Here is a 22,367-nt window from a genome sequence, read left to right on the forward strand (position 1 = left end):
GAAATCCCTGGGCCGATCACCTCGCTCTGTCTGGCCTGCGACGTGGCGAGGTCTGTGGGCTCAGGTGGGCGGATGTAGACCTCGCCAATTCTTGTCTGACAATAGGTAACAATCGGGTCATAACATCTGATGGCCGAGTTGTTGAGCACGCTACTAAAACCAGGAAGTCGCAACGGAAGCTACCGCTAACAGACGACCTACATGCTGCGCTCACCCGAGCCAAGGCCTGCCTTCGAGTTGACCGCAAAGTCCAGGGCGAAGACTTCGGACCGGGTACACACGTCGTGTCGGACGAGGTCGGTTTCCCGATCCGTCCTGACGTGCTTGCTGCGCGCTGGGAGCGAATTACGAAACTGGCGGGCGTCAGCCCGATCCGCTTTCACGACGCTCGACATACGTGTGCGACGCTCATGCATCTTGAGGGTGTTCCCGTTGTAGTCATCGCGGCGTGGCTGGGTCACGCGGACGCCAGCTTCACAATGCGGACGTACGTGCACAGTCAGAACGACGCACTGTTAAATGCCGCGACGATGTACTCCAAAGTGTTCAAGAAGCCATCCAACCCAAACGTCCTAGACTCCGACAATCCTTGACCCCAAAGGCGGACGGGCTGAGATCCACTGCTGACAGGTGGAATGCATGGTCTGTCAAGCCCAACGACCGAATGATGAAACTCGGTCTAGCTCGTCTGGGCAGTTAATTTCCAGCAAATCGCCACTCTCTTGAAATCTGCGCACGTACTAGGCGGTACATCCACGTCCAATACAAGCGCATCGGCCGCGAAAACATCACCAGAGAGGTGGTCTCGGAGCTCGAAGTGACCGGATGTCCACATGGATCCAGGAACGTAGTTACGAAGGAGTTGTGACAACTCGTGACACCGAGCCCATTTTCGGCCAAGAAAAGGCGGCTTCGGATTTCTCCGAAACCGCCTCTGACCTGTACCTCATTACTGTCGGGCTGACAGGAATTGAACCTGCGACCCCTTGACCCCCAGTCAAGTGCGCTACCAAGCTGCGCCACAGCCCGCCGCGCCCCGTAAGGCGCTTGATGAGAGTACCTCAGCCCCGCCTCTGAGCGGAAATCGCCTGCTCAGGGGCGGGGCCCGGTGGGATCAGCGCTTGTGACCCTTGCCTGGCCGTTCGCGTTTTTCGCGGATACGGACCGAGACGCGGACTGGGCTGCCGTCGAAGTTGAACTCTTCACGGAGGCGACGTTCGATGAAGCGTCGGTATCCGGCCTCGAGGAAGCCGGTGGTGAAGAGCACGAACGTCGGTGGACGCGTCGTCGCCTGGGTGGCGAACATGATGCGCGGCATACGGCCACCACGCATCGGCGGCGGGGTGGCCGCCACAACTTCCTTGAGCCAAGTGTTGAGGCGTCCGGTCGGCACCCGCTTGTCCCAGGACTCCAGTGCAGTCTCGAGCGCGGGAACGAGCTTCTGGACTGCGCGGCCCGTCTGAGCCGAAATGTTGACGCGCTGTGCCCACGGCACACGAGCGAGATCGCGATCGATCTCCTTCTCGAGCATCTGGCGACGGTCGTCGTCGACGAGGTCCCACTTGTTGAACGCCAACACGAGCGCACGACCAGCGTCGGCGACCATGCTGAGGACACGAAGGTCCTGCTCGGAGATCACTTCGGAGGCGTCGATGAGCAAGATTGCGACCTCGGCGGCCTCGATGGCCGACTTGGTGCGCAACGACGCGTAGAACTCGGCACCACTGGCGTGACTGACGCGCTTACGCAGACCTGCAGTGTCGACGAATCGCCAAGTTTTGCCGCCCAATTCGACCAACGAGTCGACCGGGTCGACAGTAGTTCCGGCCACCTCGTGGACTACGGAGCGCTCGTCACCGGACAGCTTGTTGATGAGTGAGGACTTGCCTACGTTCGGCTTACCGACAAGTGCGACGCGACGCGGTCCCCCACCGGGGATTCCCTCGCGAGGAGTCTCCGGCAACGCGTCGAGAACACGATCGAGCATGTCTCCGGTTCCGCGGCCGTGAGTAGCCGAAACCGCCAGCGGCTCACCGAGGCCCAGCGACCACAGGGCAGCGACCTCGGACTCGGTGCGACCGTCGTCGACCTTGTTGGCTATCAACAGGACCGGCGTCTTCGAGCGCCGAAGCACCCGGGCGACAGCCTCGTCGGTTGTGGTGGATCCGACACGCGCATCGACGACCAGGAGGATCGCGTCAGCAGTCTTCATCGCCAGTTCTGCTTGGCGGGCAACGGATTGCTGCAGGCCCTTGGCGTCGGGTTCCCAACCGCCGGTGTCCTGCACCAGGAAACGGCGTCCGGCCCAGTTCGCCTCGTAGGAGACGCGGTCCCGCGTCACCCCTGGCACGTCCTCGACCACTGCTTCACGACGGCCGATGATGCGGTTGACGAGAGTGGACTTGCCCACGTTGGGACGTCCGACCACCGCGAGGGTAGGAACGGCGACTTGTACTTCGCCATCCTCGCCTTCACTGAGGTCGACCATCTCCCATTCGCCCTCGTCGCTCCAGACGCCGTCGCCGGCTGTTTCGGAGCCGTAGGATTCTTCGGTCACTGCATTGCTCCAGTTCTCTCGCTGACGACCTGGAGCAATGCGGCGACAACGCCGTCCATGTCCAGTTCGCTCGTATCCACGATCACGGAGTCTTCGGCGGGCCGCAAAGGAGATACGGCGCGGGTGGAATCAGCATGATCACGGCGTTGGACGTCGGCGAGGACTGCTTGATAGTCGTCGCCCCGTCCTTCGGTGGTGTTCTGTTTGTTTCGACGATCGGCGCGGGCCTCGGGCGAGGCAGTCAGAAAGACCTTGACGTGCGCGTCGGTCAGCACGACTGTCCCGATGTCCCTGCCCTCCACGACGATTCGCGGTTGGGCCGAAGAGATTTCACGTTGCATCCGTACGAGAATGTCCCGCACACGTGGAACTGCGGACACAGCCGAGACCGCTTGGGTCACAGCAGCTCCGCGAATCTCGGAGGTGACGTCTTTGCCGGCCAACGTCACTGCTTCGACGGCCGGATCGGTGCCGATGTCCAACGGCAGGGTCTCGACGACGTCGGCGACCTTGTCTGCATCGGACGGATCGATACCGGCCCGCAACACCCACACCGTCGCTACGCGGTACATCGCCCCGGTGTCGAGGTATCGAGCGTCGAGCGCAGAGGCCAACCGTCGTGAGACCGTCGACTTCCCGGTTCCCGACGGCCCGTCCATCGCAATGACGAGACTGTCCATCACAGCCCGACCGACTCGTAGAGCTTGCCGATCTCTCCACGACCGAGGACCCGCAGCGTTCCTGGGCGCTGATCACCAAGGGCGATGTTGCCGACGTCGGTGCGCACGAGACGTCCGACGGGGTAACCGACCTTCTCGAACATGCGCCGCACGATGTGCTTGCGACCCTCGTGCAGGGTGACACGTACGAGCGACTTGCCTTCGTTGACGTCGAGGAGTGAGTAACCGTCGACCTTGACGGGGCCGTCGTCGAGAACGACACCCGAACGCAGCTGCTTGCCTACATCGCGCGGGATGGTTCCGAACAATGTGGCGAGGTAGGTCTTCGATACCTCGTACGACGGGTGCATCAGGCGGTGAGCAAGATCACCGTCGTTGGTGAAGAGAAGAAGGCCCTCGGTGTCGGCATCGAGGCGTCCGACGTGGAACAGTCGCTGCCCCGCCTGAACGCGTTCGGAGACGATATCGCCGACGCACGGACGTCCCAGATCGTCGGACATCGTGCACTGCCATCCACGCGGCTTGTTCATCGCGAGGTGGACGAGCTCTTCCTTGACGACGACTCGGGTGCCGTCGACGCGGACGACAGCGACGTCCGGATCGATACGGATCCCTTGCTCGGTGACGATGCGTCCGTCGACCTCGACACGGCCGTCGGCAATCAGTTCTTCGGCTGCGCGGCGTGACGCCACACCGGCCTGAGCCAGAACCTTCTGCAGACGAACGCCTTCACCGCGGGGCACATGGCGCCGTTTGGTGTCAGGTTCGATGTACTGATGCTTCGCGGGCTTCGCGTTGCTGATCGTCGTCGTCGGAGTCTGCTTCTTCTGCGGCTTCGGCGGCTTGGGGCGCGAGGGCTTCTTACGCGGAACCGCATCGTTACTGCGATCGTTGATGCCCGTCTCGACAGACTTGTCCTCGAACGCGGGATCCACGAAAGGCTTGTTCACATACGGTTTGCGCTGCTCAGCAGGCTTACGTTGCCCAGTAGGTCGCCCTGAACCGCGAGGCGAATCCTCTCGGCGCCCACTCGAAGCGCCGCGTGGCCCCTCGTCACGACGTCCCGAAGCACCGCGTGGAGCTTCGTCCCGACGTCCTGAGGCTCCGCGTGGAGCTTCGTCTCGGCGTCCCGCACCGCGGGGCGCGTCGCCGGTGCGGCGACCATCCCGAGGGCTTTCCGACCTACCTGCGGCCGGCTTCCGACGGGGATCTTGTCTTTTACTTCTGTCCGGTGTGCCATCACGGCGAGCGGGCTTGTTCACTTCTTGTTACCTATCAGTCGTCCGAGTCGAGCTCGGATACCGGATCGGGTTTCGATCCGCGGTTCTTGGTGGAGCGTAAAACTCTCGGTTCGGTGTCCATGCTGTCGCTGATCTCGTCGATCAGATCCACACCTGGCAGCAACGGTGCCAGCGGCGGGAGGTCCGTCAGCGATGCCAACCCGAGCCGTTCGAGGAACAACTCGGTAGTCGAATACATGGTGCCGTTCGTTTCCGGATCCACTCCAGCTTCCGAAATCAGTCCGCGCGCGAGCAAGGTGCGCATCACTCCGTCTACATTGACTCCTCGCACAGCACTGACTCGCGAGCGCGTCAACGGTTGACGATATGCGATAACGGCCAGAGTCTCCAATGCCGCGCGTGTGAGTTTCGACCGAGCGCCATCGAGAAGAAGCCGTTCGACATACGGCGCGTAAGCCGTGCGGGTGTAGAAACGCCATCCGTCGCCTGCATAGCGTAGATCGATTCCACTGCCTCGTTCGGTCAGTTTCTCGGCCATCCGCGTCACCATCAGCTTCACCCGACGTGCTTCGCACCCGACGGCCGACGCCAACTGCTCGTTCGACGCCGGCGAGTCGACTACCAACAGGACGGCTTCGAGTGCGGCCTCGAGCGTCGCGTCGTCCAGCTCTTCGTCGGACTCGAGGCCCGTCGACTGTTCACTCTCGGAAAGCTCTTTCTCATCCATAGTCCACCGCTGACACGAGCACTCCGTCCACCTTCTCCGTACCGGTCCAGCTCACCGACAACTCCCCCAGCGGCTCGGGCTGCTCGAATACGATGACCTGTTCACGGAACAGCTCGAGCAACGCAAGAAAACGCGCAATGATCTCGACGGGGTATTCGCAGCCCTCGATGATCTCGCCGAACGTCACCCACTGCCCCGGGCTCTTCCCCTGAAGAAGATTCATCACCCACGTGGCCTGCTCCGGCACCGACACCGCGTGCTGATGAATGTGATCGAGACCTACCTGCGGAATCGGCTTCGGCCGGAACGCCGTCGCCGCAATATCGGCGAAACGAGCCGGATCGACGCCGAGCAAAACTTCCGGAATCAGATCCGCGAAACGGTCCTCGACGGACACCGACCGCGGATATCGACGCAGTGCGGCGGCTTCGAGCTCAGCGAACAGCATTGCTACCTGCTTGTACGCGCGATATTGCAGGAGCCGGGCGAACAGCAGATCACGAACTTCGAGCAAGGCGAGGTCCTCGGCATCCTCGACATCACCGGACGGCAGCAGCCGCGCCGCCTTGAGGTCGAGCAACGTGGCTGCGACGACGAGAAATTCCGTCGTCTGATCGAGGTCCATCTCTTTGCCGAGCGACTTGGTGAACGCGATGAAATCGTCTGTGACGGTGTGTAACGCGACCTCGGTGACATCGAGGCGATGCTGACTGATCAGAGTCAACAGCAGATCGAACGGTCCTTCGAAGTTGAGCAACCGAACACGAAATCGCGAGGGATCCTCCCCACCTGGAACCTCGATCGGAGCGTCGCCGGGGGTGGCGGCAGACACGATCAGGGACCGGACCGATATATCACCTCTCGGGCCAGAGCCCGATAGGCTTGGGCCCCTGCCGATTTCGGTGCCCACGTGGTGATCGGCTCGCCTGCGACGGACGTCTCCGGGAAACGCACGGTCCTGGTGATCACTGTGTCGTACACGACATCGCCGAACACCTCGACCACCCGCGTCATCACCTCTCGCGAGTGCAGAGTGCGGGCGTCGAACATGGTGACCACGATGCCGGCGAGCTTGAGCCGTGGATTGAGCCGATCACGAACCTTTTCGACGGTGTCGTTGAGCAGTGCCAATCCGCGCAGGCTGAAGTACTCGCATTCCATCGGAATCAGAACTTCGTCGGCACACGTCAATGCGTTGACGGTGAGCAAACCGAGCGAGGGCTGGCAGTCGATCAACACGTAATCGTAGCGATCGAGAATCGGATGAAGTACCCGTCCGAGAGTCTGTTCGCGACCGACCTCGGTGACCAACTGAATCTCGGCCGCCGACAGATCGATGTTGCTCGGCAACAGATCGAGATTCTCCACGCGTGTGCGCATCAGGACGTCGTCGGCGGACACTTTCGGTTCGACGAGGAGGTTGTAGACCGTGAGATCGAGCTCGTGGTGCGCAACACCCAACCCTGCAGACAGTGCACCCTGCGGGTCCAGATCGACCAGAAGCACTCGACGACCGTAAGCAGCCAGCGAGGCACCCAGATTGATGGTCGACGTCGTTTTGCCGACGCCACCCTTCTGGTTGCACATCGCGATGATCTTCGCCGGTCCGTGACTGCTCAGTGGCTGCGGTTCGGGAACCGGTCTGGTCTTGCGACCGGTGGGGCCGAGAGTGTCGACAGGAGGGATGACGTCCTTGCTCTCACGAGCGGACTCGGGCTGCCGGGTATGAAAGAGAGCTCCTTCGCTTGATGAATGGAGCGGGGTGAGCCCGTCGGGCGTTGCCTCGTAGGACCTGTTCGAAGACGCTGTCGACGGCGGAGCGACCGGAGCCTGCTCGCCCCAGGTCCGTCCAAAACCTGACTCCGCCGCTGGCGGCTGCGGTGTCGACACGTTCCAGCGCTCCCCTGTCCGTTCGTTGATCATGTATTCGCCTCGTGCCTGAGGGCACAAAAGATGAAATACGCTCCCAAGAACGTACCGCGTGGCACTACAGCAGTATCGCCGGACACGCACAAACATGTCTTCACCTCGCGCGGGGATGAGCTCCCGCCCACACTTCCCGCAGCGTATTCACCGTCACGAGCGTGTAGATCTGGGTTGTGGTGACCGAGGCATGACCGAGAAGCTCCTGCACCACACGGACATCTGCCCCGCCGTCGAGCAGATGCGTTGCGAAGGAGTGTCTCAGGGTGTGCGGAGAGACCGCTGTCGCGATGCCTGCACGCTCGGCTGCCGTATGTAACACCTGCCAGGCACTCTGCCGCGACAACCGACCACCACGAGCGTTGAGGAACAACGCAGGAGTCGACTTCGTCGCCAGAGCGGGCCGCCCTCGAACAAGGTACGCGTCCACAGCCTCGATAGCGGGTCGGCCTACCGGTACCAGCCGCTGCTTGTCACCTTTGCCGTGAAGCAGCACCGATCGCGTGTCGGTGTCCACATCGTCGACGTCGAGACCTACCGCTTCGGAAATGCGGGCACCGGTCGAGTACAGCAACTCGAGGATCGCCTTGTCACGCAAACCACGAGGGGCATCCGCACCCTCGGCGGAGGCCGATTCGAGAATCGCGATCACTTGGTCGAGTGGAAGCGACTTCGGCAGCCGACGACTCGGGGTCGGCGGCTTGACGGCACTGGCCACGTCCGAAATGGTGAAGCCCTCCGCGGCCGCGAATTTATGAAACCCACGAACCGCAATGAGCGTCCGTGCTGCCGAACTTGCAGCCAACGGTAGGAACTCGTCCCCACCTCGCCGCAGATACAAGACGAATTCGGTCACATCCGATTCGGATACCTTGGCCAAATCGTCGATGCCGTGGGCACTGAGAAACACCTCGTATCGCCGAAGGTCTCGGCGATACGAGGACAGAGTGTTCTTCGCCGACCCACGCTCGACCTCGAGGTGATCGAGATAGGTCGAAATCTGTTCACTCAGCACGACGACTACTCGTGCGAATTCTTCCGACGCTCGAAAGTAGTCGGCAGATCCGGCCACGGAGCATCGGCGGGGCGCAGGCTTGTCGACGCTACCCTCGAGGCGGCCAGCGCCAGAATGCCCGCCACCGCACTCGCATTCACGAATTCACCGGACAAAGCCCGGCGAACCGCGTCGTCAACCGGCACGTAGGACAACACGATGTCGGCCTCTTCGTCGTGGGCATCGGGCCGCTCGACCTCGGTCAAGTCCTCGGCCAGAAACACTCGAACGCACTCATCGGTGAAGCCCGGGGACGCCAAAACATCGACGAGTACCGACCAGCGGCCGGCGGAAAGCCCTGTCTCTTCGGCGAGTTCGCGCTTCGCCGCGTCGACGGGCGGCTCACCGGTCTCGTCGAGAAGACCGGCGGGCAATTCCCACAGACGTCGCCCGATCGGATGCCGGTACTGCTCGATCATCGCGATCCGACCCTGACTGTCGAGCGCCACGACGGCTACTGCGCCGTGGTGCTCGACTACTTCACGCTCGGCCTGACGGCCGTCCGGCATCGCGACCTGATCCAATCGCAAAGCGAGAATCGCCCCCTCGTAGACGGTTGTCGAACCGAGAGTCCGAAACTCGAACCGGCTGTCCTGCTCGCTCATCCGTTGCTTTCGACGGTCACTTCCGGCACCGACGCTTCGGACTCGGCATCGTCACCGTGAATGTCGACCGGAAGCCGCTCGGCTGCCTTGTACTTCAACGCCGCGTTGATCAGTGCCGCGAAAAGCGGGTGCGGACGCGTCGGCCTGCTCTTGTATTCCGGGTGAGCCTGCGTGCCGACGAAGAACGGATGCATCGACGTCGGAAGTTCCACGAACTCGATGAGGTGCCCGTCAGGGGAAGTTCCGCTGAACACCAGACCACTCTTCGAAATGCGGTCACGGTAGGTGTTGTTGACCTCGTAGCGGTGACGGTGACGCTCGGAAACTTCGGTCGACCCGTAGGCGCCTGCCACGACCGAACCCTTCAACAAGGTCGCCGGGTACGCGCCCAGTCGCATAGTTCCACCGAGGTCGGCCTCGCCTGCGACAGCATCTTCTTGATCGGCCATCGTCGAGATGACAGGGAACTCGATGTCCGGCTCGAACTCCGCCGAGTTGGCGTCGGTCAGTCCGACCGAGCGTGCTGCTTCGATGACCATGCACTGCAAACCGAGGCACAGTCCGAGCAGAGGCACTTTGCGGGTACGGGCAAAGCGGACCGCGCCCAGCTTGCCTTCGATGCCACGAATACCGAATCCACCCGGAATCAGCACTGCGTCGACATCACCGAGCGCAGCTTGCGCGCCTGCGGGGCTCTCGCACTCGTCGGACGGAACCCACTTGATCTCGACCTTCGCACGATGCGCGAAACCGCCCGCACGCACCGCCTCGGTGACCGAGAGGTACGCGTCGGGGAGATCAACGTACTTGCCGACAAGGGCAACACGCACGGTCTCGCGTGGCTCGTGGACCCGTTCGAGAAGTCCGCCCCACACCGTCCAGTCGACGTCGCGGAACGGCAGCCCGAGCTTGCGCACGACATACGCGTCCAGGCCCTCCTTGTGCAGAACCTTTGGTATGTCGTAGATCGACGGTGCGTCGGGAGTGGAAATACAGGCTTCGACATCTACGTCACACATCAGTGCGATCTTGTTCTTCAGGCCAGGCGGAACGTCGCGATCGCACCGCAGAATGAGTGCATCGGGTTGGATTCCGATGCTCCGCAGGGCTGCGACCGAATGCTGAGTCGGCTTGGTCTTGAGCTCACCTGAAGGCGCGAGGAACGGCACCAGGGAGACATGCAAGAAGAAGACGTTCTCACGACCGACGTCATGACGGACCTGACGTGCCGCTTCGAGGAACGGCTGCGACTCGATATCGCCGACGGTGCCGCCGATCTCGGTAATCACCACGTCCGGCTGATGGCCCTGCAGATCAGGGCCGTTCATGGCGAGGATTCGACGCTTGATCTCGTCGGTGATGTGCGGAATCACCTGGACGGTGTCGCCCAGGTATTCACCGCGACGCTCCTTGGCGATGACCGTCGAGTAGACCTGACCAGTGGTGACGTTTGCGAATCCAGACAGATCGCGGTCGAGGAACCGCTCGTAGTGTCCGACGTCCAGATCGGTTTCGGCGCCGTCCTCGGTGACGAAGACCTCGCCGTGCTGGAACGGATTCATGGTGCCTGGATCCACGTTCAGATAGGGATCGAGCTTCTGCATCGTGACTCGGAGGCCACGAGCTGTCAGTAGCTGGCCCAGGCTCGATGCCGTGAGGCCCTTGCCAAGAGACGATGCGACGCCTCCGCTGACGAAGATGTGCTTTGTGTCAGAACGCGACTGAAGGCGTGACAATGATGCTCCCGTGACGTATCTGCAGGGCGTGCTCCCACCAGTGAGCTGGCAAGAGAGGTAATGCGTAGAACATGGGCCTGCTACCCACGGGACTTCACGGTAACACCAATGTTGCCCAGAGAGCGAACGACGCGCATATTCTCAGTACCGAAATTTCATCGAGCCGGTGCACCGACGGTGACGGCCGTCGAGTTCGGGCCGGTCCCGTATCGGCCCGCGGCTCCATCCAGCTGTTCCTGCAATGCCAGCGCCGTGGTGATTCGGCCGGCTTCCCTGTCCACGTTGTCCACCGTGCTCACCGCTGCGGACAACGCCGAGTCCGCGCGCACCACAGCTACCGGCCCGTTGCCCTCTGCTGCTCCGGAACGGCCGGCCAGTACTACACCTGCACCCCTGGCGTCGAGCCCGCCGGTAAAGCGCGCGACGATCGCACCGCGGTTCCCGTCCTCGGCACCCGCATCGCCTGCTCCGGTCACGACGACCGCCAGCTGGGCGGGGGCCACTGCACCGTTGTCGTATGCAATGAAACCTCCACTGCGCAGCGTTTCGAGTGCCAGTGCAAGTTCCTCCGGGGTGGACTGAGGCTCGGCGGTCTGGGCATCGAGCAGCAGTACCGATCCCATCAGGTCGCCCGCCATGCTGCCCTGGTCGACAGATCCGGTGCGCAACTGAGTACCGGCAGGCACGACATTGGTCAGTCGAGTACGAAGATCGTCACCGCTCGCTGCGGTGACGAACGAATCCGTCAACGACACCCGGCCCGTCACAGCCGCTCCCGACGCCTCTATCGAACGAGTAACCCCGTCGACGTCGCCTGGATCCGCGTCTGGCGTGGTTATCACCACCACGCTGCGACTCGCCAACGCGTCGCGTACGACGCGGCCCGACACCGCCGCATCGAATCCATCTGCCGAGTTGAGCTGCTCGCCGAGCTGATTGTTCGTACTTTGTAGCGAATTCACCTCGGTCTCGAGGTCGGTCTTGTCGTCACGAAGTCCCGACACGAGACCACTGGACAACAAACCCGACCCGAGCACCACTCCGATAGCCAACGCGATGAAAATCGCTGCGATCGAAATGGCATGTTGGCGCATAGAAATCACGCCAGCAACCCCTGAACCCACGTTGCGAAGCGGTTCCACACGTCGATAGTCCAGTCCAGGACTTCACTGCCCATATTCGACACGACCAAAGCAACGATGACAGCAACCAGCGCGGCGAGAATCAGTAACGCAACAGCGCCACCCGATACGCGACTGCGGTACAGCGTCGCAACAGCCTTCGAGTCGACGAGCTTGGCACCGACCTTCAACCGTGTCATGAACGCCGCCGGGTTGGTGTTTCGCCGGCCACGATCGAAGAATTCGTCGAGGCTGGCAGGGCTTCCGACGGTCACGATCAGCGACGCGCCGTGATGGTCGGCCAGCAACAACGCCAAGTCGGCAGGCGCACCAGTGGCGGGGAACGTCATGGCTCCGATGCCGAGATCCTGGATGCGTTCGAGTCCGTTCGCATGCCCGTCCGAGTCAGCCGGAAGCACCACTTCTGCACCGCATTTGAGCGTCTGCGCACTGATGTCATCAGGATCGCCGACGATGAGATCCGGCTTGTGCCCAGCCTTCATCGCGGTGTCGGCGCCTGCGCCGACACCGATGATGATCGGCGAATACTCTTTGATGAACGGCTTGAGCGCCTTGAGGTCTTCGGCATGACCAGGTCCGTCTGCTACCACGACGACGTGCCGGTCCTGCAAGTCGAGCTCGATGTCCGGGACACCGACGCCGTCGATGAGCAACGGGCTCTCGGTTCGGATGAACTCGATCGTGTTGCCGGAGAACGCTTCGAGATGGTCTACCAAGCCGGTCTTTGCCTCGATCATCCGATCGGAAATCTCTGCTTCACTCTGCTCGTCGCCTTTGGCGAGACGACGATCACCGGTGTACACGCCGCCCTCGTTCAGGCGAATCTTGCTGCCGTCCTTGATCTTTTTGAACACCTCGGTGCCGGTGGAGTCGATCAAGGTAATTCCGTTGGCGACGATCACCTCCGGGCCCAGGTTCGGGTAGCGACCCGAAATGGAAGGCGACGCGTTGACTACCGCCAAGACGCCCGCAGCAACCAGGGCGTCAGCAGTAAGTCGATCCAGGTCGAGTTCGTCGAGGACGACGATGTCCCCCGGTCCCACCCGCTTGAGCAGTTTCGACGTGTTGCGATCGACCCGGGCGATACCACTTATTCCGGGCAGCGAGTCCTGAGTTCGTGATAACAGAGCCGGCATCTTCATGAGTCCCATGATGGGTGCTTCGATGGGCACCATGAAGGAGGCGCGCCGAAACAGATACCACACCGTCCACACGATTCACACACGCACCAGCTGATCTTACGTCCAGAAGCTGCGATCAGGTCGGTTTCGAGCCGATATTCAACCCCTGCGCCCTCAAGAATAAGTAAATTCGGGCAAGGTGAGACCTCATCGATCTCGTCGCATCCGGCTAGTCCGCACGCTCGGCGCGCGCAGTGGCCAACAATTCTTCGGCATGAGCTCGACCGGTCTCGGTGTCGTCCAACCCGGCCAGCATTCGGGCCAGTTCGACAACGCGCTCCGGAGCGGACAGTGATTTGACTCCACTGTTGGCCGCGCCTCGACGCGAATCGGCCTTGTCCACCACGAGATGAGTGTCGGCGAAAGCTGCAACCTGCGGCAAGTGCGTCACCACGATCACCTGGTGTGTGCGAGCCAACCTTGCGAGCCGTCGGCCTACCTCGACGGCTGCGCGACCGCCGACTCCTGCGTCGACCTCGTCGAAGACCATCGTTGCGCCCTTGTCCGATCCAGCGAGGACGACTTCCAACGCCAACATTACGCGCGAAAGCTCACCTCCCGATGCGCTCTTGCTGATGGGTAGAGCTTGCGCACCGTCGTGCGCGGACAATTTGAACTCGACTTCGTCCACACCATTCTGACCGGCATGCAGCTCTTTGCCTGCGATGTTCAGCGGTGCGTTGTCTTGCGGACCTGCGACTGCAGCACGCAGATCGAGTTGCAGCTTCGCCTTACCCATCGCCAGACCGGCAAGCTCGACGCTGACTGCCTTCGCAAGTTTTGCGGCGGCCTTGCTCCGTGCCGAGGTGAGTTTGGTTGCGGCTGCGGCCACCTCGGCAGCTGTCTCGTCCACTCGTCCCGACAGATCTGCCAACGTAGTGGCGGAGACGTCGATGTGTAGCAGTCGCTCCCGTGCGTCGTTCGCCCATGCGATGACGCCATCGACGTCGGCGGCGTATTTCCGCGTCAACCCTTTGAGCTCGGATTGGCGGTTGAGCAATGTTTCCAGGGCGCTCGGATCGGACGGCAAGTCCGACAGATATGCAGTGAGATCCGCACCGATGTCGGTGACTACAGCCATGGCTTCGTTCAGCCGGGGAAGCAGATCGGTCAACGCAGCGTCGTCGGAACCCTCGAGCTGCGTGCGGGCCTCACCGAGCAGATGGAGAGCCGACATCGCCCCGCCCGTGTCCTCGACAGCACCGACCAGCGCGACACCCGCGCCTTCGGCAGATTCACGCAGCGAGTCGAGGTCGCCGAGTCGGCGGACATCGGCCGCGATGGTCAGATCTTCTTGTGGCTCCGGCGCCACGCCGTCGATCTCTTGGATGCCGAACTGCAATCGATCCGCCTCCTGAGCGAGCTCTCGGCTCCGCTCGGTCCGGTCGATCAATTCGTTCCGAGCAGCCAACCAGGCGGTGCGGGCAGACCGGTACTTCTTGAGCAGACCGGAGACGGACTCGCCCGCAAAACGGTCGAGAGCCTCGAGTTGGCGATCGGCACGCAGAAGCCGTAGCTGATCGTTCTGACCGTGCACGGTCAGCAACGGATCGGTGAACCCGGACAACACCGCGGCGGGAACGCTCCGTCCGCCCAGGTGCGCACGCGATCTGCCGTCTGCGTTCACAGTGCGCAACGCGATGATCGAGTGGTCCTCGTCGCGCTGAGCACCAGCCGACTCGAGGACCTTCTCGACCTCGTCGACAACCTGCGCCGAGGCGGTTTCGGTACTGAACCGACCTTCTACGACTGCCCGATCGGCACCGATCCGCACCCGCCCGGCATCAGCACGTGCGCCGGACAACAGATGCAAACTGGTGACAACCATCGTCTTACCGGCACCCGTTTCGCCGGTGAGCACGGTCAGTCCTTCATGGAATTGTGCACTTGCGGCAGAAATGACACCGAGACTGTCGATTCGAATCTCTTCGAGCATTCTCTACCTCGCCCTCCCCCGCCATCCCTTGACGGGCAAGGCAAACTTCGTAACCATTCGATCCGCGAAAGGTGCCGAATCGAGTCGAACCCATTTGATCGGCTCGGCGCCCCGGATCACCTCGACGCGTCCACCCGCCGGCAGCGTCAGAGTTCGTCTGCCGTCACAGAAGACCAGCGCTTCATGACCGCCGACGTCCGTCTCGACGGCAATGAAGGAATTGGGACTGGTCACCAACGGCCGCGCAAACAACGCATGTGCATTGCTGGGGACCACAAGAATTGCTTCCAGTTCCGGCCACACAACTGGCCCGCCTGCCGAAAATGCGTACGCAGTGGAACCTGTCGGAGTGGAGATCAGTACGCCGTCACAGCCGAACGCCGATACCGGACGGTCGTCGACCTCGAGTACCACCTCGAGGACACCGAGCCGCGAACCGTTTTCGATGCTCGCTTCGTTCAGTGCCCATCCTCGTTCGACGACCTGATCGCCGACGCGAATGTTTATATCGAGAGTCATCCGATTCTCGATTCGATAGTCACCGCTCACGACGCGAGCCAGCGCGTCCTCTAGATGGTCCGCCTCTGCCTCGGCGAGAAAACCGATACGCCCGAGGTTGATCCCGAGTACGGCGATGGACGCCGCACGAGCGAGTTCGGCCGCACGGAGAAACGTACCGTCGCCTCCAAGCACCAGCACCAATTCACAACCCAGTGCAGCATCGGGGCCGAACTCGACTACCTGTAGCTCGAACTCCTCCACCAATGCAACCTCGGCTTCACGTACCCCGGAAGCCTCGATGCGCGTCGAATGCACCTCATCGACGAGCACCCGCAATCTGATACCAGCTTCGCCGAACACCTTCGCGACTCGAAGCGCGGTCTCGGCGATATCGGGCCTGCCCGGGTGGGCAACCAGCAATACCTCGCGAACCGGCGCAGGCTGCACTGTCGGATCTGGCGTCGTCACCGTGGTCCCTCTGTTGTCGTGGGCCCGTGCCAGTGTCCCCTGGCGGCGCTTCGCACTGTCACTGTGGCCCTTCTTCGACTGCGCGCTGCACCAGCGCTGCAGTGTCGTCGCGCACAGACTCGCCCGGGTGCACGACAGACTGCGATCGTAACCACAAAAAATACTCGACGTTGCCCGACGGCCCCGGAAGCGGACTTGCCGTCACTCCTTGCAGGCGGAGACCCAGCGCAGCCGCCGCTTCGGCGACATCGACGACGGTCTCGGCCCGCAGTGCAGGATCACGAACGACCCCTCCCGATCCGACACGGTCCTTACCGACTTCGAACTGAGGCTTGACCATCAACGCGAGGTCGGTTTCCGGGCCGGCGCAGGCGACGAACGCCGGTAAAACGAGCTTGAGCGAAATGAACGACAGGTCGGCCACGATGACCTCCACCGCACCACCGATCGTCTCTGAGTCGATGGAACGTACGTTGGTTCGATCGACTACATGGACACGTTCGTCGGACTGCAACCGCCACACGAGCTGGCCGTATCCGACGTCCACCGCGACGACCTCACGCGCACCTCGACTCAACAGGACATCGGTGAAGCCACCCGTGGATGCCCCGGCGTCGAGACAGCGTTTTCCTGCGACGGAGAATCCTGACTGTTCGAACACCTCGAGCGCACCCAACAACTTGTGGGCACCACGCGAGGCCCAATTCGTTTCGTTGTCCTCGACGGTGACGAGCAATGGTGTGCCCGGCTCGATTGCCGTTGCCGGTTTGGTGGCTACGGTGCCGGCAATCTTGACCCGACCGGCCTCGATGAGGTCGACTGCATGTTCACGTGAGCGAGCCAATCCTCGACGTACGAGTTCGGCGTCGACGCGTGCGCGCCGCGCCACGTCAGCTCTTGTCCACTGCAGACAGTGCCTGAACCAGAACTTCGTGTGCGTGGTCCAGAATCTGCGCATGCGTATTCAAATCACCGGATATAGCGTCCGTCGAGGGTAGTCGAGCCAACAACTCGTCGACCTCCGCTTCGACGACGCTCGGATCGACTGCGGGCATATCGGCTCGACCGTCGTGCTGACGGTGTTGCCCTGGGAGTGGAATCGACGCGCTCATCGTCGTCAACGCTATCGGATCGCCCCGACACCCGCCCGCCCGCATCGAGAACGAAGGATCAGGCAGCCAGTCGCTCTCGAAGGCTGTCCACCCCGTGACCGACGACCGAGATCGTGTCCCAGTCCGTCGTTACCTCACTCGGCGATCCCCACACAGCGTGCGCGACGGCAAGAAGACCGTCCAGCGGATCCACTTCGGATGTGCCGTCGTGAGTCACCGTCAGAACCCCATGTTCGACGTGTACCGACCAGCCTGGCTTGGGCCCGACCGCGGATTCGGCCGGCGGCCGGTTGAGAGCTTCGAGGTCGAATCCGATGTGTGTCGGACGCTCCGACGGAACCGCACGAATAGCGTCCAGGGCAGTACTGACCCCGGTCAGCACGAGCAACGACGGTATATCCGCCGCATTGGCACCAGCGATGTCGGTATCGAGACGATCCCCCACCACCAGGGGACGCTCCGCGGAGCTCAAACGAATCGCATCGTGCATTATCGGGGCAGCAGGCTTACCTGCAACCAGAGGCTCGACACCTGTCGCCCAGCGAACTGCGGCGACCATCGATCCGTTCCCCGGCGCCAACCCCCGCTCGGTGGGCAGCGTCGCATCGACGTTCGTAGCCACCCACAGGGCGCCCGCGCGTATGGCGAAGGTCGCTTCGGCCAAGCTGGACCAATCGGTCGTCACGCTGTGCCCCTGGACGACAGCACGTACCGAGGCATCAGCAGTTCGAACTGGTACCAGACCAACCTGTGTGATCTCTGCTTCGAGGGCAGCCGTCCCGACGACGACGACCGAAGAACCGGACTCGACTCGGTCGGCCAACATTCTGGCCGCCACTTGCGCACTGGTCACCACGAAATTCTCAGAGGTCTCGAAGCCCAATTCACGGAGATGAACAGCGACGTCGGACGGTGAGCGGCTCGCGTTGTTGGTGACGAAGAACTGCTTCTCCGTCCCTCGACCGAGGGCCTCGACAGCTCCCACGATGGGGTGCTTACCTTGGTAAACGGTGCCATCGAGATCGAGCAGAAGAACGTCGTGATCTTGTCGAAGGGTCCTCACTGCCCATCGCCGGACAACTCGGCCACCCGCTCTTCTGCATCGGTGTCGCCCTCGACGTCGGCGGCCGCCGAATTCAGGAACCACGTGACACCCTCGGCAACACGACCTGCCGCAACAAGCGCATCGGCGTAGACGTAAAACAGGCGAGCTGCTGCAGTTCCCGATCTAGAAGCATCGAGGTCCGGAGTCTGCAGAGTAACGACAGCCTGGTCGAACTGACTCAAATCCATCCGTGCACCGGCCACGACGATCCGAAGCTCCGACGCTTCGTCACCCGTCAACTGACGTGCCTCATCACTGCGACCGAGTTCGATAGCGCGTTCGGGCCTTCCGAGACCACGTTCACAATCTGCCATGACGGCCACATGGCCTGGCCCGCCAGCCATTCTCCGAGCAGCGCGCAGCTCCGAAAGGGCCTCGGCCCATTCACCGGCGTGATAAGCGGTCAGACCTGCTGTTTCGCGCACTACCGCTACGCGACCGGCACGCTGGCGAGCCGCGCGGGCGTGCAAAAGTGCAAGTTGAGGATCGTCGTCTACGAGGCGACTCGCCATCACAAGGTGCCGTGCGACAGCAGTTGCGTTGCTCTTGTCCAAGCTGAGGAGATCGCGACGAACTGCCGGCTCCAACTGTCCAGCCTCGACCTCGTCAGGTAGGTCCGGTTCTTCGGGTCGAGGCGGACGACGGTCGGTAGAGCCGCCACCGGAACGGCGGTCAGCGGTGAATCCGCCTTCTCCTCCGCGACGACGCGGGGGGCCATCGTTTCGACGATTGTCGTTGCGTCCGCTCGCCGGCCGTCCGCTGTTATCGGATCGTCCGGCGCCTTGGGATCCGCCATTGCGGGGCTGTCCTTGCGAGCGGCGGTCGTTGCTGTCTTCCGGCACAGCGGTTCCTCTCGGTCGTACGCGTTGCATCATGAAATCAGATGTAGTTGTGAAAACAGAAAAAGGGGACCCACCGTGGGTGGGTCCCCTTGATCATAAACTGTGTTCGGCGGTGTCCTACTCTCCCACACCCTGTCGAGTGCAGTACCATCGGCGCTGGAGGGCTTAGCTTCCGGGTTCGGAATGGGACCGGGCGTTTCCCCTCCGCTATGGCCGCCGTAACTCTATGAAACAGTTACACACGGAACACAACGAACCATTCACACATAACGGTGAATGAAGTTGGCTCATTCAATTTTGTAATACTGAAACGTGTGCTGTTTCAGATATTGCACAGTGGACGCGTAGCTTCTTTGTGGTAAGTCCTCGGCCTATTAGTACCAGTCACCTACATCGGTTACCCGACTTCCAGTTCTGGCCTATCAACCCGGTGGTCTGCCGGGGGCCTTACCCCCTCGAGGGGGTGAGAAACCTCATCTTGGAACAGGCTTCCCGCTTAGATGCTTTCAGCGGTTATCCCTTCCGAACGTAGCTAACCAGCGGTGCTCCTGGTGGAACAACTGGCACACCAGAGGTTCGTCCGTCCCGGTCCTCTCGTACTAGGGACAGCCTTCCTCAAGTTTCTTACGCGCGCGGCGGATAGAGACCGAACTGTCTCACGACGTTCTAAACCCAGCTCGCGTGCCGCTTTAATGGGCGAACAGCCCAACCCTTGGGACCTACTCCAGCCCCAGGATGCGACGAGCCGACATCGAGGTGCCAAACCATCCCGTCGATATGGACTCTTGGGGAAGATCAGCCTGTTATCCCCGGGGTACCTTTTATCCGTTGAGCGACACCGCTTCCACATGCCGGTGCCGGATCACTAGTCCCGACTTTCGTCCCTGCTCGACGTGTCAGTCTCACAGTCAAGCTCCCTTGTGCACTTGCACTCGACACCTGATTGCCAACCAGGCTGAGGGAACCTTTGGGCGCCTCCGTTACATTTTAGGAGGCAACCGCCCCAGTTAAACTACCCACCAGGCACTGTCCCTGAACCAGATCATGGTCCGAGGTTAAGGTATCCAATACGATCAGAGTGGTATTTCAACAACGACTCCACAGTAACTGGCGTCACCGCTTCACAGTCTCCCACCTATCCTACACAAACCGAACCGAACACCAATACCAAGCTATAGTGAAGGTCCCGGGGTCTTTTCGTCCTGCCGCGCGTAACGAGCATCTTTACTCGTAATGCAATTTCGCCGAGTCTATGGTTGAGACAGCTGAGAAGTCGTTACGCCATTCGTGCAGGTCGGAACTTACCCGACAAGGAATTTCGCTACCTTAGGATGGTTATAGTTACCACCGCCGTTTACTGGGGCTTAAATTCTCAGCTTCGCCACCGAAGTGACTAACCGGTCCTCTTAACCTTCCAGCACCGGGCAGGCGTCAGTCCGTATACATCGTCTTACGACTTCGCACGGACCTGTGTTTTTAGTAAACAGTCGCTTCTCACTGGTCTCTGCGACCCCACCCAGCTCAGAACGAAAAGTTCATCACCAGACAGGGTCCCCCTTCTCCCGAAGTTACGGGGGCATTTTGCCGAGTTCCTTAACCATAGTTATCTCGATCGCCTTAGTATTCTCTACCTGACCACCTGTGTCGGTTTGGGGTACGGGCCGTGTGAAAGCTCGCTAGAGGCTTTTCTCGGCAGCATAGGATCACTGAATTCGCCTCAATCGGCTACGCATCACCTCTCAGGCATCATGAACGGCGGATTTGCCTACCGTTCGCCCTACAGGCTTACACCAGTATTACCACTGACTGGCCCAGCTACCTTCCTGCGTCACCCCATCGCTTGGCTACTACCAGATCAGGTCCTGCGCATCCACCACACCCCTCACTCTCGAAAGAGATCAGTAACGTGGATTCAGGGCAGTTAGTATCACTGATTCACCATGGGCGCGTTCACACGGGTACGGGAATATCAACCCGTTGTCCATCGGCTACGCCTGTCGGCCTCGTCTTAGGTCCCGACTCACCCTGGGCGGATTAACCTGGCCCAGGAACCCTTGGTCATTCGGCGGACGAGTTTCTCACTCGTCTTTCGCTACTCATGCCTGCATTCTCACTCGCACAGCCTCCACACCTGGATCACTCCGATGCTTCCATGGCTGCACGACGCTCCCCTACCCACCCACACACCTGGCACACTCCTCGTAAGGAACATGCGGGCTATTGTATGAGTGCCGCAGCTTCGGTGGTGTACTTGAGCCCCGCTACATTGTCGGCGCAGGATCACTTGACCAGTGAGCTATTACGCACTCTTTCAAGGGTGGCTGCTTCTAAGCCAACCTCCTGGTTGTCTTCGCGACCCCACATCCTTTTCCACTTAGTACACGCTTAGGGACCTTAGCTGGCGATCTGGGCTGTTTCCCTCTCGACTACGAACCTTATCGCCCGCAGTCTCACTGCCACGCTCTCACTCATCGGCATTCGGAGTTTGGCTGATTTCGGTAAGCCGGTAAGCCCCCTAGACCATCCAGTAGCTCTACCTCCGATGAGAAACACGTGACGCTGCACCTAAATGCATTTCGGGGAGAACCAGCTATCACGGAGTTTGATTGGCCTTTCACCCCTACCCACAACTCATCCCCTCAGTTTTCAACCTAAGTGGGTTCGGTCCTCCACGACGTCTTACCGTCGCTTCAACCTGGCCATGGGTAGATCACTCCGCTTCGGGTCTAGAGCACGCCACTACACACCTCACGGTGATACGCCCTATTCGGACTCGCTTTCGCTACGGCTACCCCACACGGGTTAACCTCGCGACATGCCACTAACTCGCAGGCTCATTCTTCAAAAGGCACGCCATCACCAGCAACAGAACAAACTGTTCACCAGCTCTGACGGATTGTAAGCGCACGGTTTCAGGTACTATTTCACTCCCCTCCCGGGGTACTTTTCACCTTTCCCTCACGGTACTAGTCCGCTATCGGTCACCAGGGAGTATTCAGGCTTATCGGGTGGTCCCGACAGATTCACAGCAGATTTCACGGGCCCGCTGCTACTTGGGTATTCACTACGACAGTCACAGTATTTTCGTCTACGGGATTCTCACCCTCTACGACAGGCCGTTCCAGACCACTTCGACTAACACCATGATTTCTTACTGTCGGCCGATCCGGCAGAATCGACAAAGTAAACCCCACAACCCTCCATACGCAACCCCTGCCGGGTATCACACGCACAAAGTTTGGCCTCATCCGCTTTCGCTCGCCACTACTCACGGAATCACAATTGTTTTCTCTTCCTGTGGGTACTGAGATGTTTCACTTCCCCACGTTCCCTCCACACACCCTATATATTCAGGTGCAGGTAACACGACATCACTCGTGCTGGGTTTCCCCATTCGGACACCCTCGGATCACAGCTCGGTTGACAGCTCCCCGAGGCTTATCGCAGCCTCCTACGTCCTTCATCGGCTCCTGGTGCCAAGGCATCCACCGTACGCTCTTCATTACTTACAACAAAGATGCTCGCGTCCACTGTGCAATTCTCAAACAACACACACA

General features: G+C 61.0%; 18 protein-coding genes, 1 tRNA gene and 2 rRNA genes. 1 reads left to right on the forward strand and 20 read right to left on the reverse strand.

Annotation, left to right across the window (positions count from 1 at the left end; genetic code table 11):
* The first annotated feature begins 35 nt into the window (after positions 1-35).
* Complete coding sequence (locus tag BJD99_RS02455) at positions 36-593, forward strand: site-specific integrase (protein WP_256895383.1); 558 nt, start codon at positions 36-38, stop codon at positions 591-593.
* Positions 594-955: 362 nt separating this feature from the next.
* On the opposite strand, the gene BJD99_RS02460 is transcribed toward BJD99_RS02455, so the two are convergent.
* The 20 genes from BJD99_RS02460 to BJD99_RS02555 all read right to left on the reverse strand — a co-directional run bounded on the left by BJD99_RS02460 (position 956) and on the right by BJD99_RS02555 (position 22,322).
* Positions 956-1,029: transfer RNA gene (locus BJD99_RS02460), tRNA-Pro, on the reverse strand.
* A gap of 85 nt (positions 1,030-1,114) precedes the next feature.
* On the reverse strand, positions 1,115-2,557 hold the full coding sequence (der, locus tag BJD99_RS02465) for a ribosome biogenesis GTPase Der (protein WP_084345220.1): 1,443 nt from the start codon (positions 2,555-2,557) through the stop codon (positions 1,115-1,117).
* Positions 2,554-3,237 (reverse strand): (d)CMP kinase, encoded by a 684-nt coding sequence (gene cmk / locus BJD99_RS02470; protein WP_084345221.1) that lies wholly within the window; start codon positions 3,235-3,237, stop codon positions 2,554-2,556. The genes der and cmk overlap by 4 nt, the downstream gene beginning before the upstream one ends.
* On the reverse strand, positions 3,237-4,499 hold the full coding sequence (locus BJD99_RS02475; protein WP_084345222.1) for a pseudouridine synthase: 1,263 nt from the start codon (positions 4,497-4,499) through the stop codon (positions 3,237-3,239). Before BJD99_RS02475 ends, cmk begins: the two co-directional genes overlap by 1 nt.
* A gap of 13 nt (positions 4,500-4,512) precedes the next feature.
* The gene (scpB, locus tag BJD99_RS02480) at positions 4,513-5,205 is read right to left on the reverse strand and encodes an SMC-Scp complex subunit ScpB (protein WP_084345223.1); all 693 of its coding nucleotides are present in this window, start codon (positions 5,203-5,205) and stop codon (positions 4,513-4,515) included.
* On the reverse strand, positions 5,198-6,037 hold the full coding sequence (locus tag BJD99_RS02485) for a ScpA family protein (protein WP_084345224.1): 840 nt from the start codon (positions 6,035-6,037) through the stop codon (positions 5,198-5,200). Before BJD99_RS02485 ends, scpB begins: the two co-directional genes overlap by 8 nt.
* Before the next feature lie 2 nt (positions 6,038-6,039).
* Positions 6,040-7,128 (reverse strand): ParA family protein, encoded by a 1,089-nt coding sequence (locus tag BJD99_RS02490; protein WP_256895380.1) that lies wholly within the window; start codon positions 7,126-7,128, stop codon positions 6,040-6,042.
* Between the two features lie 100 nt (positions 7,129-7,228).
* Entirely contained in the window at positions 7,229-8,143 is a 915-nt protein-coding gene (gene xerD, locus BJD99_RS02495; protein ID WP_084345237.1) for a site-specific tyrosine recombinase XerD, read from the reverse strand.
* A 5-nt stretch (positions 8,144-8,148) separates the two neighbouring features.
* Positions 8,149-8,787, reverse strand: coding sequence for an NUDIX hydrolase (locus BJD99_RS02500; RefSeq protein ID WP_084345225.1), 639 nt, complete (start codon positions 8,785-8,787; stop codon positions 8,149-8,151).
* Positions 8,784-10,523, reverse strand: coding sequence for a CTP synthase (locus BJD99_RS02505; RefSeq protein WP_084345226.1), 1,740 nt, complete (start codon positions 10,521-10,523; stop codon positions 8,784-8,786). The genes BJD99_RS02500 and BJD99_RS02505 overlap by 4 nt, the downstream gene beginning before the upstream one ends.
* A 155-nt stretch (positions 10,524-10,678) precedes the next feature.
* Positions 10,679-11,626, reverse strand: coding sequence for a copper transporter (locus tag BJD99_RS02510; RefSeq protein WP_143542021.1), 948 nt, complete (start codon positions 11,624-11,626; stop codon positions 10,679-10,681).
* On the reverse strand, positions 11,623-12,807 hold the full coding sequence (gene steA, locus BJD99_RS02515) for a putative cytokinetic ring protein SteA (protein ID WP_084345238.1): 1,185 nt from the start codon (positions 12,805-12,807) through the stop codon (positions 11,623-11,625). Before steA ends, BJD99_RS02510 begins: the two co-directional genes overlap by 4 nt.
* A 208-nt stretch (positions 12,808-13,015) precedes the next feature.
* Positions 13,016-14,782, reverse strand: a complete 1,767-nt coding sequence (gene recN / locus BJD99_RS02520; protein WP_084345227.1) for a DNA repair protein RecN — start codon at positions 14,780-14,782, stop codon at positions 13,016-13,018.
* Between the two features lie 3 nt (positions 14,783-14,785).
* Positions 14,786-15,730: an NAD kinase gene (locus tag BJD99_RS02525; protein WP_084345228.1), complete on the reverse strand. Its 945-nt coding sequence runs from the start codon at positions 15,728-15,730 to the stop codon at positions 14,786-14,788.
* Between the two features lie 79 nt (positions 15,731-15,809).
* Positions 15,810-16,640: a TlyA family RNA methyltransferase gene (locus tag BJD99_RS02530; RefSeq protein ID WP_084345229.1), complete on the reverse strand. Its 831-nt coding sequence runs from the start codon at positions 16,638-16,640 to the stop codon at positions 15,810-15,812.
* A gap of 1 nt (position 16,641) precedes the next feature.
* Complete coding sequence (locus BJD99_RS02535) at positions 16,642-16,863, reverse strand: hypothetical protein (protein ID WP_084345230.1); 222 nt, start codon at positions 16,861-16,863, stop codon at positions 16,642-16,644.
* A gap of 58 nt (positions 16,864-16,921) precedes the next feature.
* Entirely contained in the window at positions 16,922-17,926 is a 1,005-nt protein-coding gene (locus BJD99_RS02540) for an HAD-IIA family hydrolase (protein ID WP_084345231.1), read from the reverse strand.
* Positions 17,923-18,843, reverse strand: a complete 921-nt coding sequence (locus tag BJD99_RS02545; RefSeq protein ID WP_084345232.1) for a hypothetical protein — start codon at positions 18,841-18,843, stop codon at positions 17,923-17,925. The genes BJD99_RS02540 and BJD99_RS02545 overlap by 4 nt, the downstream gene beginning before the upstream one ends.
* A 71-nt stretch (positions 18,844-18,914) precedes the next feature.
* Positions 18,915-19,031, reverse strand: a 5S ribosomal RNA gene (gene rrf / locus BJD99_RS02550).
* 133 nt (positions 19,032-19,164) lie between these two features.
* A 23S ribosomal RNA gene (locus BJD99_RS02555) occupies positions 19,165-22,322 on the reverse strand.
* Between the last annotated feature and the right edge of the window lie 45 nt (positions 22,323-22,367).

This window comes from Rhodococcus sp. 1163, assembly GCF_002091985.1.
Taxonomy (GTDB): domain Bacteria; phylum Actinomycetota; class Actinomycetes; order Mycobacteriales; family Mycobacteriaceae; genus Rhodococcoides.